The 13,432-nt window shown below is 70.7% G+C and carries 10 protein-coding genes; 4 read left to right on the forward strand and 6 right to left on the reverse strand.

The features are described 5' to 3' along the window. Positions 1 to 158: 158 nt before the first annotated feature. From ACIP94_RS15365 to ACIP94_RS15385, 5 genes are all read right to left on the reverse strand, one after another. Entirely contained in the window at positions 159 to 1,499 is a 1,341-nt protein-coding gene (locus ACIP94_RS15365; RefSeq protein ID WP_402424919.1) for a hypothetical protein, read from the reverse strand. Next, positions 1,496 to 2,533, reverse strand: coding sequence for a HesA/MoeB/ThiF family protein (locus ACIP94_RS15370; RefSeq protein WP_402424922.1), 1,038 nt, complete (start codon positions 2,531 to 2,533; stop codon positions 1,496 to 1,498). The genes ACIP94_RS15365 and ACIP94_RS15370 overlap by 4 nt, the downstream gene beginning before the upstream one ends. 340 nt (positions 2,534 to 2,873) lie before the next feature. Further along, a complete protein-coding gene (locus tag ACIP94_RS15375) occupies positions 2,874 to 3,455 on the reverse strand; it encodes a nitroreductase (protein ID WP_402424925.1) in 582 nt (193 codons plus the stop codon). A 52-nt stretch (positions 3,456 to 3,507) separates the two neighbouring features. Further along, entirely contained in the window at positions 3,508 to 3,765 is a 258-nt protein-coding gene (locus ACIP94_RS15380) for a hypothetical protein (protein ID WP_402424928.1), read from the reverse strand. A 362-nt stretch (positions 3,766 to 4,127) separates the two neighbouring features. Further along, positions 4,128 to 6,002 (reverse strand): BTAD domain-containing putative transcriptional regulator, encoded by a 1,875-nt coding sequence (locus ACIP94_RS15385; protein ID WP_402424931.1) that lies wholly within the window; start codon positions 6,000 to 6,002, stop codon positions 4,128 to 4,130. A 417-nt stretch (positions 6,003 to 6,419) separates the two neighbouring features. Between ACIP94_RS15385 and ACIP94_RS15390 the strand changes: the two genes are divergently transcribed. From ACIP94_RS15390 to ACIP94_RS15400, 3 genes are all read left to right on the forward strand, one after another. Beyond that, the gene (locus ACIP94_RS15390; RefSeq protein WP_402424934.1) at positions 6,420 to 8,207 is read left to right on the forward strand and encodes a 2-isopropylmalate synthase; all 1,788 of its coding nucleotides are present in this window, start codon (positions 6,420 to 6,422) and stop codon (positions 8,205 to 8,207) included. A 60-nt stretch (positions 8,208 to 8,267) separates the two neighbouring features. Next, entirely contained in the window at positions 8,268 to 9,854 is a 1,587-nt protein-coding gene (locus tag ACIP94_RS15395; protein ID WP_402424937.1) for an amino acid adenylation domain-containing protein, read from the forward strand. Between the two features lie 91 nt (positions 9,855 to 9,945). Further along, on the forward strand, positions 9,946 to 11,286 hold the full coding sequence (locus ACIP94_RS15400; RefSeq protein WP_402424940.1) for a cation:proton antiporter: 1,341 nt from the start codon (positions 9,946 to 9,948) through the stop codon (positions 11,284 to 11,286). A gap of 92 nt (positions 11,287 to 11,378) precedes the next feature. Here ACIP94_RS15400 and ACIP94_RS15405 read toward each other — a convergent pair whose 3' ends face one another. After that, positions 11,379 to 12,119: a maleylpyruvate isomerase family mycothiol-dependent enzyme gene (locus tag ACIP94_RS15405; protein ID WP_402424943.1), complete on the reverse strand. Its 741-nt coding sequence runs from the start codon at positions 12,117 to 12,119 to the stop codon at positions 11,379 to 11,381. A gap of 192 nt (positions 12,120 to 12,311) precedes the next feature. Here ACIP94_RS15405 and leuC point away from each other — a divergent pair. Beyond that, positions 12,312 to 13,432, forward strand: a 1,121-nt coding sequence (gene leuC, locus ACIP94_RS15410; RefSeq protein WP_402424946.1) for a 3-isopropylmalate dehydratase large subunit, incomplete at its 3' end; no start/stop codon positions are given.

The following is a 13,432-nucleotide window of genomic DNA, read 5'->3' on the forward strand; positions in this document are numbered from 1 at the left end:
GGAACCGAGGTGGCGCGGATCCACCTGGGGACGCTGCGGGAGACGTGCTGCCCGGCGTCCGCCGTGACCCGCACCGCCTCCGGTCCCTGGCCGCCACCCTGAACGCCACAGCCCACGCCCCGCAGGCGAATGGGGCGGAGAAGCGCTGAGACCGGTGCTCAGCCCGGGGCCTTCCGCCCGCGTCCGGCCGGTGCGGGCAGACGGGGCGTGCCGCCGATCATCTCCCGCAGGCTCAGCGTCTCGATGGTCAGCGCGCCGACCAGGGCCAGGCCCGCTCCGGCCACGCCGGGAAGGGCCGTGAACGGCAGCAGGAGGCCGAACACCAGGAAGGCCGTGAGGTGGACGGCCGCCGCCCGGGGCAGCACGCGACTGGCTCCCACGGCGATCGCCATGGCGCGCAGCCGGCCGCGCACCGCCCACAGCGGCGGGGCGGCCGCGAGTACGGCCATCCAGCTCAGTCCGAGGCCCGCTGGTCCGGCCGGGACGTTGCTGAACCCAGCGATGTACAGGCGGCCCAGCGGGGTCAGTACGATCAGCAGGGACAGCGCGAGCAGCACCCCGGCGAGCAGGACGGTGAACCGCGCGAGCACGGCCGGCCGGCCCGCCCGCTTCAGGAAAGCGGCGCCGACCGAGTCGAGGTCGGACAGCGGCACAGTGCCCAGGGACACCAGCCCGTACAGGGCGGGCCACACGACCAGGGAGTCGGCGGCCTGTTCCGACCGGGCGATCACGACGGTGGTCACCAGCGCGGGGCTCATGTTGAGCAGCACGCTGGAGGTGATGCGCGCATGCTGCAGCAGGATCCCGCGCCCTGGTGTCTCCGGCACCGGCACCGGCGCCAGCCGCCGCGCGGACAGCGCCAGGACGGCGCTCTCCGCCCAGGCCCCCACGGACAGGGCGAGTCCACCGGTCGCCCCGGCCGCCGCCCCCGCCCGCCACAGGCCGAGGCCGGCAACCACGGTGGCGCCGATGCGGACCACGGTGGCCACCGCGATGGGCCGGGTGGTGTCGTCGGCGATCAGCCGGCCGTGCAGGAAGCGGCGCACCGCAACGGCGAGCGGCGCGGACGCGAACGACAGCAGACAGGTCCGGAAGTCGTACCGCACCTCCTCCGGCAGCCCCAGGAGCGCGGGAAACCCGGACGAGACCCCGGGCAGCAACGCCGACGCCGCCAGCAGGACGCAGCCGAGTCCTCCGGTGGCCAGGGCGCGGCGCAGCAGGGGGCGCGAGCCGTGGTGGGCGACCTCGGTGACGACCACCGGGGCCAGTGCGAGCGCCGGGGAGTTGACCACGAACAGCACCGACAGCCCGGCGCCCAGCGCCGCCATCGCCGACGCGCCGCCGGACATGCGTCCGACTATCGCCACCACCAGCGGGATCTCCCAGGCGAGCATGGAGGAGCCGAGGGCGGTGGGCAGCCAGGAGCGGGCGAGCGATGCGACCCCGGTGCGGTCTGCCTCGCCCTGGTCCGGCTCCGGGGATCGTTCAGCGGTCGTCACCGTGGCGACCGGCCCTTCTGGCAGGGGCAGTCGGGGCGGAAGGAGAACTCGGTGAAGTCGAACGTGAGTGTCTCGGTGTTGACGTACAGGCTCCTGCCCGCCGTGCGGGAGGTCGACTTGGCCCCGGACACCAGGCCGACCACCTCGTTGACGGCGATGCCCGCCACCATGGCCACCAGGGTGCCGGTGAGGCTGCCCGACTTCTCCGCGCGCAGGATGTCCAGATCGCGGATGCCGACGCACTCCATGCACGGCGTCCGGCCGGGGAGCATGGTGGGGCCGACCCGGGCACCCTTGTCGGTGATGCCGATCTGGCCGAACGGCACGCCCGTGCGCAGGCTCGCCTCGTTCGACCAGCGGATCGCCTGGTTGCGGGGCCGGTCGTAGGCGTTGAAGAAGAAGTCGGCGCCGTCGACGAGTTTGACGATGTCGTCGGCGGACTCGATGCGGGTGTGGTGGGGGATGAACCGGGAACGCGAGTTCTGCAGAGCGAGGTGGCGTTTGAGCGCCTCCAGCTTGGGCACGCCCACGTCCTGCTCGTCGAAGGTCGGGTGTGTGGGCAGGTTCTCCTCGGCGAAGGTGTCGAAGTCCACCGCCTCGAGGGTGCCGATCCCGGCGGCGTTCAGCAGCCGCAGCAGGGTCGTGCCGCCCGCCCCGGTCCCGATGACCACCACGCGGGCTTCGCGCAGCCGGCGCATGCCCTCGTAACCGTCCCAGTCCTCCCGGTCGTAAAGCCTGAGGTGGTTGATCTGCCGACTCCAGCGGCGCAGGTCGTCGGTGTCGAGCGCGGGTGTGGCCGCCGCGTCGTCCAGCACGCCCTGGGCGTCGAGCGCCGCCAGCCAGTCGTCGGTCTCCGGGAAGCGCGCCCGGAGTTCGTCGCGGGTGAGCGTGCCGTCGAGGGCGAGCGTGAAGGAGATCATCTGGTCGGTGGGATCGGCGATCTGCACCTTCTCGGGACCGATCCCGATGTACAGGTGCGGGTCCCCCTCCACCTGGTGGATCCGGAGGAACTCCTTGATCCTGGGTTGCCGCATCGTGGGACTCCTGTTCTGGGGGCAGGGTGTGCCGTGGCGGGGGTGCGTGCCCCCCGCCACGGCCGGCATGAGCGGGGCCGGCGTCAGATGACGTTGCCGTGCCACTCCTTGACGAGGCCTTCCTCGTACACGCGGGTGACCTTCATGGCTGATCCCTCCTCTCGGGTTCATCGGGTGCGGTTGCTCGTGATCCGGCCGTACGGCGCCTTGCGGGGACCGGCGGTCCCCGGCGCCGTCGGGCCGGGCACGAACTCGGTGCGGTGCTCGCTGCTCGGCGTGACCGAGTCGGGCACCGGGTCTCAACGGGGCGCCGCCGCATGGGAGTCGCGCACCGAAGTGGTCAGCAGCAGGCCTCCACCTTCGCGTGGGGGGCAGCCAGCTGCGTGAGCGTGCGGATCCGCGCCGTCGGGTCGGGCAGCCGCCGCGGCGGCGGGTTGCCCACGGCCGTGCCGGTGTACAGCCAGCCCAGCAGTTGTTCGTCGGGGCGCAGGCTGTGCAGGGCGCGGACCCTGTGGTCGCGGGTGGCGGCGCCGGTGCGCCAGATGGAGGCGTAACCCCGGTCGTGCAGCAGCAGCGACAGAGTCTGGATCGCGGCCGCCGTGGACGCCAGCTGCTCCCAGCGCGGGATGGTGCGGTGGGCGACCGGGGCGAAGACGATGGCGATGAGCAGAGGGGCGCGCAGCGGCTTCGCGGCGGCCCGCTCCCGGGCACGGGGATCGTCCGCCGAGCACGCGGCGAGGCGCACGCCCAACTCGACACGCTCCTCGCCGCGCAGGGTGACCAGGCGCCACGGCAGCAGCCTGCCGTGGTCCGGCGCGGTCATGGCGGCTTTCACGAGGATGAGCAGCTGTCCGTCGTCGGGGGCAGGCTCGCTGAGACGGCTGACGCTGCGCCTGGTCAGCACGGTATCCAGGGTCTCCATCGCAAGGCCTTCCGGGATTGAGCGACATGGCTCGGCTGGCAGGCAGCCGGTCTCAGTCGTCGGAGCGGATCCGCGCCCCGACGCCGACCGAGCACCGGATGAGCGGGAGGTGGCGGACGGTGCCGGCCGGTCCGTTCGAGGAGAGCAGGACGCGGGCGAGGGCCTCCTTGTCCTCGGCGTCGAGCAGCACCTCGATCCGGTCGCAGCCCACAGGGCCCATGCCGGGGATCTTGACCCTGATCCGCAGGGAGACGCTGTCGTCGGTATCGGTCACCGCGGTGATGAGGCCGTCCACGACCCCGGGTATCATGGGCCGGACTGTCGACCGGCCGGTGTCCGTTTCGGCAAGATGCTGTGCACTCACATGCTTCCTCTCGTTGGTGCCCCACGAGGCACACCCGGTGGCTCGCCGAACCGAGCGAACGGAAACCGGCCCTGGTCCAGACCCACGACCTCATCCTGGCCGCCGCTGTCCTCGGTCCGTCCTCGGCCCGTCCTGACGGCGCCTCGGGCGGGGGGACCGGCCCGCGCCCGAGGCGCGTCCGCGCGTCGTCCTTCAAATGCTCAGTCCCAAAGGTTCTGATCCGCAGCTTTCGTTGCAGATCTTTGTTCGGGAACTCCCTTCAAAGGTCTCGCCTGACACCGATGAACGGCGCACCGGCGCGGCGTGCGTCAGCTGCCGCCGTCGCGATCCGCCACCCGTCGATACCGGAATTCTCCCTTCTCCGGGGAAACGGCGGCGAGGCACTCCTCGGCGGGTTCCGGGGGCGTCTCGGCCATCGCACCCGCGAGTTGGGCGGCGAAGGCATGGACCAATTCGTGAATGCCGTAACGCGCGGGCCCGCAGGCGCTCAACAGATGTGCGTCGACGAGGGATTCGAGAAGCCGCTCGGCGTGGGCGACCGGAAGTCCGGAACGGGCGGCGACGGTGCGCGCCTCGATCCGGTCAGCCGGCACCTGTCCGAGCAGACGGAAGACATCCTGCTGCGCGATGCCGAGCCCCTCGTACGACTGGCGGAACACCTCGGCGACACTGCCCCCTTCCGCCTCCAGGGTGGTCATCCACTGCCGGCCCACGCCGAGCCGCGAGGCAAGGTGCGAGGCCGACCAGCCGGGGCGGTGGCGGAGCTTGGCGGCGGCGAGCCGGATCGCCAGGGGCAGGCCGCCGCAGAGGTCGACGATGTGCTCGACGGCCGCCGGCTCACGGCACGGCCGGTCGTCCCCGACGATCTTGCCGAAGAGCGTCCGCCCTTCGGACAGGGACATCTCCTGCAGCGTCAGATGGCAGGTGGCCATGAGGTTCGTCAGCCGGTTGCGGCTGGTCACCACGGTGAGGCAGCCGGGAGAGGTCGGCAGCAGGGGCAGTGTCTGGTGGGTGTCGGTCACGTTGTCCAGGACGATCAGCGCCTGGCGGTCGGCGAGCAGCCGGCGCCACAGGGCGACCCGTTCGTCCAGACGGCGGGGAACACGCTCCGGCGGCACGCCCAGCCCGGACAGCAGGATGCCCAGGGCGGTGCCCGGATCGCGGGGGCGGTCGGTCATGGCGTAGGCCTGCATGTCGACGAACAGCTGCACGTCGGGGTAGCTGGGCGTGAGCTGGTGCGCGGCATGCAGCGCGAGCGTGGTTTTCCCTATCCCCGCCATTCCGTCGATCGCGATGACCACCGGTGCCGAACCGGGAGGCCGCCCCTTTGTCTGCGGAACCCGACCCGCTTCATAGATGACCCGTTGTTCCCGGGCCCGTCCGGTGAAATGTGCGGCGCGCGGCGGGAGGTTATTACGACCCAGTCGCATGCTTTGATTGCGGGAAGCCGGCCGAATTCCCTGCAGAATTTGGCGGTGAGCTTCCTGCATATCCATCCCCGGACTGACCCCGAGTTCCTCCTTGAGGATTTTTCGGGTCCGTTCGAAAAGCGTGAGCGCACTGGCCTGCGCGCCGGAGCGGTGCAGCGCGAGCATGAACTGCGCCACCAGCCGTTCCCGCAGTGGCTGCTCGGCCACCCAGGTGGAGAGTTCGCCGAGCAGCGACTGATGGTTCCCCGCCGCCAGCTCCAATTCGACGCGCTGCTCCATGGTCACCAGCCGCAGCTCATTGAGCGCCGCGATCTGGGCCTGCAGCGCGGGCCGGTCGAGGCCTGCGAGGACGGGTCCGCGCCATAGGGCCAGGGCGGACCTCAGCCCCTCCAGCGCATCCTCGGCACGCCCTGCCGCCAGCAGTTTCCGGGCCTCGACAGCCCGCTGCAGAAACGTTGCTGCATCCACCTGGCAGCCGTCCGTCACCAGCTGGTAACCGTCCCCCGCGAGCCGCAGGTTCTCGGCCAGCCGGGGATGGAGACGGCGCAGGTCGGAGGTGGCGTTGCGGATCTGCTTGACGGCCGTGGCGGGGGTCTTTGCCCCCCATACGGTGTCGATCAGCCGGTCGATCGGGACCGGTGCCCGGTCGGCCAGCACGAGTGCACCGAGCACGGCCTGGCGCTTGGCGCCCGAGACGAATAATCGTTCACTGCCAACCTGGACTTCTAACGGTCCTAAGATGCGCAACTCCATCTCTGCACCCCCGCAGCCATCAGGTCAGTGAGAAAAAGTCGGTCAACCCTTCCCAGGAATTCCCCGACGAGCCTAGCTTTCACCGAGGGAACCTCGTAAGGCCCTTTTCAATACGTGAGATGGTGCAGGCCGCGGGGCCTTCGGGGCAACACCGCCACTGCAACCGACCGAAGTCGGGCCGGAGTTACAGGAATGGCCGATTCGCGCGGTTCGGCGGTGACCTGCATCACCATCCGCTCCGACGGTCCCCCTCAGTTGTCCGGTCGGCGCGACCGGCTCCTTCTGCCGCACCCCGGCTCTTTCTGTGAGCGCGCTATAAGGAACGGGATAAGGATGGTTCGAGGACGCAATGAGGACGCGGGGGGTGACGGTCGACGGGTTGGTTTTCGAGCCAGGGCTCAGGGAGGCTGATCACGTATGGCCGGGGTGGCAACGAGGGGTACGGGTGACGGAAGCACGGCGGGGCAGCCGTGGTGGAACACACAACGCGGCTCGGGGATGCCGATCGAGCGGTACGGCCGGGCGGCGGAACGGGTCCCCGGAGGGCTGGCGGACCGGACATGGCCGGCGAACGTGCTCCGGCACGCTCCCCTGTGGGCGTCGGTGGACCTGCGGGACGGCAACCAGGCGCTGGCCAACCCGATGGGCGCCACGCGCAAGAGCCGGATGTTCGACCTGCTCGTCGAGCTGGGGTTCAAGGAGATCGAGGTCGGCTATCCGGCGGCCAGTGAGGCAGAGTTCCACTTCGTGCGGGACCTGATCCGCCAGGACCGGGTGCCCGACGATGTGACGATCGTGGTGTTCACCCCGGCCCGCCCGGAACTGATCGAGCGAACCTTCGAGGCCCTGCGCGGAGCCCGGCGAGCGGTGGTGCACCTCTGCCTGGCCACCGCCTGCCTGTGGCGTGACGTGGTCTTCCATCTGTCGTCGACGGAACTGAAGGAATACACGCTCGACGCCGCGCGCCGGGTGGCCCGGCTGGCCGACGCGATGCCGGACGCCGCGATCCGCTACGAGTTCTCCCCGGAGACGTTCAACGTCACCGAGCCGGAGTACGCCCTGGAGGTATCCAACGCCGTCATCGCCACCTGGGACGCAGCCCCGGACCGCCCGGTCACCCTGAACCTGCCGACCACCGTCGAGACGGACACCCCGAACGTCTTCGCCGACCAGGTCGAGTGGATGTCCCGCAACCTCGACCGCCGCAGGTCGGTGATCCTCTCCGTCCACCCGCACAACGACCGCGGCACGGCGGTGGCCTCCGCGGAACTCGCCCTGATGGCCGGGGCCGACCGCGTCGAGGGCACCCTGTTCGGCAACGGCGAGCGAACCGGCAACGTCTGCCTGGCCACGCTCGCGCTGAACCTGTTCAGCCACGGCGTCGAACCGCAGCTGGACTTCTCCGACATCGACAGCGTGCGCCGCACCGTCGAGGAGTGCAACCAGATGCCCGTCCACGCCCGGCATCCATATGCCGGCGACCTGGTGTACACCGCGTTCTCCGGGACTCACCAGGACGCCATCGGCAAGGGGCTGGCCGCCCTCGACGACCAGGCCCGGGCCGGTGGCACCAGCCCCGGCCGACTCCCCTGGCAGGTGCCCTACCTGCCCATCGACCCGAAGGACGTCGGCCGGACGTACGAGTCCGTGGTCCGCGTCAACAGCCAGTCCGGCAAGGGCGGTATCGCCCAGGTGCTCAAGACACACCACGGCCTGGACCTGCCCCGCCCGATGCGGATCGAGTTCGCCCGCGCCGTCCAGGCCATCACCGACCGCACGGGCGCCGAGCTGACCTCCCGCCGACTGTGGGAGGCCTTCACCGACCTCTACCTGGAGCCGCGGCCCTGGCTGCTGCTGAAGGAGGCGACGGAGCACGACGGCCCCGACGGCACCACGCTCCAGCTCTTCCTCGTCGGACCGGACGGTGAGGAGATCCACCTCACCGGCACCGGCGACGACACCCTCACCGCGGCCGTCGCGGCGCTCCGGGCCGGCGGCCACGAGGTGACTCTGCACGAACGGACCACGCAGCAGACGCCCGAGCACCGCACCGCCGTGTACGCGCACCTCACGTACGCCGGCGAGACCGTGCACGCGGCGGGCCTGCACCCCGATCCCACGACAGCCGCCGTCTCCGCCCTCCTCAACGGCGTCAACCGCGTCCACGGCGAGGGCGAGCGGGACAAGGGCGAGCACCGTCGCTGACCGGGGGCCCGGTGGACCCGGTGGACCCGGACAACTCTTCGATCCGACAAGGAACATCACATGGTTCTGACAGGCACCAAGGTCCCGTTGCCGGAGGAGCGCCTCGCACACCGTGTCTTCGAGTCGCACGCCGCCCGCCACCCGGAGCGGCCGGCCCTCACCTGCGGTGCGGAGCGCCTGACGTACGGCGAACTCAACGCACGGGCCAACAGGGTGGCCCACTACCTGGCCTCGGCCGGGGTCGCGCGCGGCTCGGTGGTCGGGGTGTGCGTCGACCGGTCGAGCGACCTCGTGGCCACCGTTCTGGGCGTACTGAAGGCCGGGGCGGCCTATGTGCCGCTGGACCCGTCCTATCCGCCCGAGCGCCTGGAGCTGATGGTCTCCCAGCTTCCCCGGATGAACGTGGTGGTGGCCGGCGCCGACACGCTCACGCTGGTGGCCGGGGCCGCCGGCACGATCGTCGACATCGGTGATCCGGCGCTCCGCCTCGCGGACTTCCCCGCGACGGATCCGGTCGTGCGGATCGACCCCGGGGACCTGTGCTACGTGGTCTTCACCTCGGGCTCCACGGGCACGCCCAAGGCCACCGCGGTGCGCCACGAGGGCTGGTACAACCTGCTCAACTGGCTCACCCTCGAATACGGCCTGGACCACGAGTCGGGCAACCTGCTGGTCAGCTCCTTCGGGTTCGACATCAGCCAGCGCAGCCTGATGACCCCGCTGTTCACCGGCGCGCCCCTGCACCTGCTGCCCAGCCGGAGCTTCGACGTGAGCCTCGCCCACCGGCTCATCGGCGAGCTGGGGGTGCGCACCCTGCACTGTGCCCCGAGCACCCTGTATCTGCTGGTGGAGCGGGAGATGGCCCAGGACACCGCAGTGCTGACCGGGCTGCGCTACGTCTTCATCGGCGGCGAGCCCATGTCCGCCGCCCGCGTCGCGGAGTGGGCCACCCGCGAGGGCAACCAGTGCCTTCTGCTGCACCAGTACGGCGTGGCCGAGTGCACGGACGTCGCCACCTCGCACCGCATGGTGGACTACGGCTCCTACGCCGAGGGACCGATGCCCGCGGGCCCCCCGGTCTACAACACGGAGATCCACATTGTGGACGACGATCTCCGGGAGGTGCCGGACGGCGAGGTCGGGGAGATCTGCGTCTCCGGGATCAGTGTCGGGGCCGGCTACCTCAACGGCGGTCCGGAGGCCACGGCCCGGTTCGTCACCGTGCGCCGGGGCGGTGCCGACGTACGGCTCTACCGCACCGGTGACCAGGGCTACACCACGCCCTTGGGCGAGCTGGTCGTGGTGGGGCGGCTGGACCACCAGGTGAAGATCCGCGGCATGCGCATCGACCTGGGCGACATCGAGCACGCCATGCGCCGTCACCAGGACGTCCGCGACGTGGTCGTCGTTCCGGTGGGCTCGGGGCAGGACACCTATCTGGTCGGTCTGGTGATCCCGGCGAGCGACCGGTTCGACGAGCGGGCCCTGCGGCGTGATCTGCTCGACAGCCTCCCGCGGAACATGGTGCCGCAGCAGCTCGTCCCGCTCGAGGCCTTCCCGCTGAACCCCAACGGGAAGGTCGACCGCAAGGCACTGGCGGGCCGGCTGCGGGCCGGCTCACCGCTGGCCGGCTCGGGCGCGCGCTAGCCGAGGCCAGGGCGGTGCGGCGGGCCGGCCCGTCGCACCGCCCCGTCGCAGCCGTCGTTCTTCTTCCCCCTCGAATGGGAGAGTCGGAGTCTTGGGATCACACACCATTGCCGCCGGGCCTTCGCCCGGAGCCACGGCGGGTCTGCTGTGCGCGCTGGCGCTGATCGTCGCGGTCTCGTCCGTCTTCGCCAGGCTCGCCCGGCGTCTACGGCAGCCGGCCGTCGTCGGTGAGATCGTCGCCGGGGTCGTCCTCGGACCCAGTGCGCTGGGACTGCTGCCGGGCGACCTGGTCGACGTGGTCTTCCCCGCGGACGTCAGGCCCTCTCTGCAGGTCCTGTCCCAACTGGGGCTGGTGCTGTTCATGTTCGGGGTCGGCTACGAGTTCGACCCCGCCCGGCTGCGCCGCCACGGAGCCCAGGTCACCGCCGTGTCACTGGGCTCCGTCGCCCTGCCGTTCGCCCTGGGCGCCGGGCTGGCCGTGCTGCTGGCGCCGTGGTTCGACCGTGCGCAGATGAAGACGGACGGTGTGCTCGTGCCGGCCCTGTTCCTCGGGGCGGCGATGTCCATCACCGCGTTCCCGGTGCTCGCCCGGATCATCGGCGAACGCGGCCTGCAGAAGGACCGGGTGGCTGTCATCTCGGTGGCCTGCGCGGCGATTCAGGACGTCCTCGCCTGGATCGTCCTCGCCGTGGTCGTCGCGCTCGCCGGCAGCACCGGCCCCTGGTCCCTGGGGCGGATGTCCCTCGCCTGTGCTGCGTTGTCGGCCGCGCTGGTCTGGCTCGTCCGGCCGGCCCTCGCCTGGGCCCTGTCCCCGGCGCGCCCGTGGTCCGGCGCCATGGTCACCCATGCCGTCCTGGTCGTGGGCCTGCTGCTGAGCGCCTGGGCGACCGAGGCCATGGGACTGCACGCGGTGTTCGGGGCGTTCGCCTTCGGAGCCGTGGCACCCCGGGCCGAGGTGAACGCAGGCGCACCCGAGGTCCCCGAACGCATCGAGCAGGCCAGCCTGCTGCTGCTGCCGGTGTTCTTCGTGGTCACGGGCCTGTCCGTGGACCTCGACGGGCTGGGCGGGCACGGGGTGCTCATCCTGCCGGCGGTGCTCGTCGTGGCATGCGCGGGGAAGTTCCTCGGCGCGGCGGGCGCCGCCGGTCTGACGGGCGCGAACCGGCAGGACGCCACCGTGCTGGGCGTGCTGATGAACGCCCGCGGACTGACGGAACTGGTCATCTTGAACGTCGGCCTGGGTCTCGGCGTCCTGGACGGCCAGCTGTTCACCGCGATGGTCGTGATGGCCATCCTGACCACCATGATGACGGGTCCGCTGCTGGACCGCTTCCACCGCCGGGCGGCACCGGCGCCCCGCCGGAGCGAGCCGGTGGAACGGGACCCGGACGACCACCGGCCACTGGTCACCTCGCCGGACGAGGCGCACTGAGGAAAGCGCCCGGCAGCACCAGGAGGGGTGTTTCCTTGCGGGTTCCGCAGGGAAACACCCCTCCTCTTTTTCCTGGCCGTCGCCGACGTGCCTCAAAGAATGGGCGATTTGCTGCGCCACAATGCCATCAATCGCTCATCCCCCTCCACCACGATCCCATTCCCGGTGTACGGCTCCCTGTTCCACAGTGCGCGGTACAGCCGGTCCGCCGGCCCGCTGATCCGGCAATCCCAGGTTCCGGTGGAAGCGCGGACCGTACGGGGAGCGGCGGAACTCAGCCGCATCGTCCATTGCCGCCCTTCCACGGCTTCCACGAGCAGTACGGTGGGTTTGTCGGCGCGCAGCAGCGAACGCGGACGGCCATGCCAACCGGTGAGCATCTCGTCGATGCCGTCCAGAGCGAGGTCAGCGGCGACGGGCGACGGCAAGCCATGGCCGACCAGTTCGGCGTCCACCCGGTGCATGGTGGTCTCATGAGCCTGACGGCGGGCCCAGAAGGCCCGCGGATGGGCCGCCCCGGGCAGGAACTCCCAGGCCACGAGGGTATCGTCGGCAGTGCGCAGGGCGTTGGCCAGACTGCGCAGTCCTTTCTCGAACCAGGCCGCCAGCTCGTCGTCCCCGACCCGGTGATCGGGGAGCGGGCACGGCTGCGTGATTCCTTGCCGGACATATTCGTCGGCCCACCGATGGACATTTCCCTGATGCCGCACAAGGTCCCGCACCCGCCATCCCGGACAGCTCGGCACCGCCGTTTCCCATCCTGCCCTGAGTGCGGCCGAGAGCAGCAGTGAACCCGACGTCTCCAGTGCTTCGATGAATTGCGTGGTGTGCATGCCGTGGATCCTCGCACCGCTTTTCGGACGGGCGCAAGAGAGGAATGTGCGTCGCTGCGCGCACCGTCGCCGGCGAGGACGAGGTGGGGACTCGGCAAGGACGTGGCGGGGACGCCGCCGCCTAATTTGGACAGGCAAAGGAAATCTTTCGGAATCCGAATTGCGGGGACCGTCCCGGCCGGAGGGAAAGCGATGGGTAGGACACTCGCGGAGAAGGTCTGGGATGACCATGTCGTCCGGCGCGCCGAGGGCGAGCCCGACCTTCTCTACATCGATCTGCACCTGCTGCACGAGGTGACCAGCCCGCAGGCCTTCGACGGGCTGCGCAAGGACGGCCGCCAGGTGCGCAGGCTCGACCTCACCATCGCGACCGAGGACCACAACACCCCGACCCTCGACATCGACAAGCCCATCGCGGACCCGGTCTCCAGGGCCCAGCTGGAGACGCTGCGCAAGAACTGCGCCGAGTTCGGTGTCCGGCTGCATCCGCTGGGGGATGTCGAGCAGGGCGTCGTGCACGTCGTCGGCCCCCAGCTGGGCCTGACCCAGCCCGGCACGACCGTGGTCTGCGGTGACTCCCACACCTCCACGCACGGCGCTTTCGGTGCGCTGGCGTTCGGCATCGGCACCTCCCAGGTCGAGCATGTGCTCGCCACCCAGACGCTGCCGCTGGCCCGCCCGAAGACCATGGCCATCACCGTCGACGGCGAGCTGCCCGAGGGTGTCACCGCCAAGGACCTGATCCTGGCGATCATCGCCAGGATCGGGACCGGCGGCGGCCAGGGCTACATCCTGGAGTACCGCGGCGCGGCCATCGAGAAGCTGTCGATGGAGGCCCGGATGACCATCTGCAACATGTCCATCGAGGCCGGTGCCCGCGCGGGCATGATCGCTCCGGACGAGACCACCTTCGCCTACCTCAAGGGCCGCCCGCACGCCCCCGAGGGCGCCGACTGGGACGCCGCGGTCGCGTACTGGAAGACCCTGCGCAGCGACGACGACGCGGAATTCGACGCCGAGGTCCGCATCGACGCCGCCGGGCTCTCGCCGTTCGTCACCTGGGGCACCAACCCGGGCCAGGGGCTTCCGCTTTCGGCCTCGGTCCCCGATCCGGCTTCGTACGAGGACGCCTCGGAGCGCCTGGCCGCCGAAAAGGCCCTGGAGTACATGGGATTGGCGGCCGGACAGCCGCTGCGCTCCATCGAGGTGGACACCGTCTTCGTAGGCTCCTGCACCAACGGCCGCATCGAGGACCTGCGGGCCGCCGCCGAGATCCTCAAGGAACGCAAAGTCGCCGACGGCGTGCGGATGCT

Source organism: Streptomyces sp. NPDC093261, from assembly GCF_044753645.1.
In the GTDB taxonomy this organism is placed as follows: Bacteria; Actinomycetota; Actinomycetes; order Streptomycetales; family Streptomycetaceae; genus Streptomyces.

Excerpts from the sequence above, each read along its gene's own strand:
- ACIP94_RS15395 (WP_402424937.1), top strand. The coding sequence starts at position 8,268 with ATGGTTCTGACAGGCACCAAGGTCCCGTTGCCGGAGGAGCGCCTCGCA.
- ACIP94_RS15370 (WP_402424922.1), bottom strand. The coding sequence starts at position 2,533 with ATGCGGCAACCCAGGATCAAGGAGTTCCTCCGGATCCACCAGGTGGAG.
- ACIP94_RS15375 (WP_402424925.1), bottom strand. The coding sequence starts at position 3,455 with ATGGAGACCCTGGATACCGTGCTGACCAGGCGCAGCGTCAGCCGTCTC.
- ACIP94_RS15385 (WP_402424931.1), bottom strand. The coding sequence starts at position 6,002 with ATGGAGTTGCGCATCTTAGGACCGTTAGAAGTCCAGGTTGGCAGTGAA.
- ACIP94_RS15405 (WP_402424943.1), bottom strand. The coding sequence starts at position 12,119 with ATGCACACCACGCAATTCATCGAAGCACTGGAGACGTCGGGTTCACTG.
- ACIP94_RS15380 (WP_402424928.1), bottom strand. The coding sequence starts at position 3,765 with ATGATACCCGGGGTCGTGGACGGCCTCATCACCGCGGTGACCGATACC.
- ACIP94_RS15390 (WP_402424934.1), top strand. The coding sequence starts at position 6,420 with ATGGCCGGGGTGGCAACGAGGGGTACGGGTGACGGAAGCACGGCGGGG.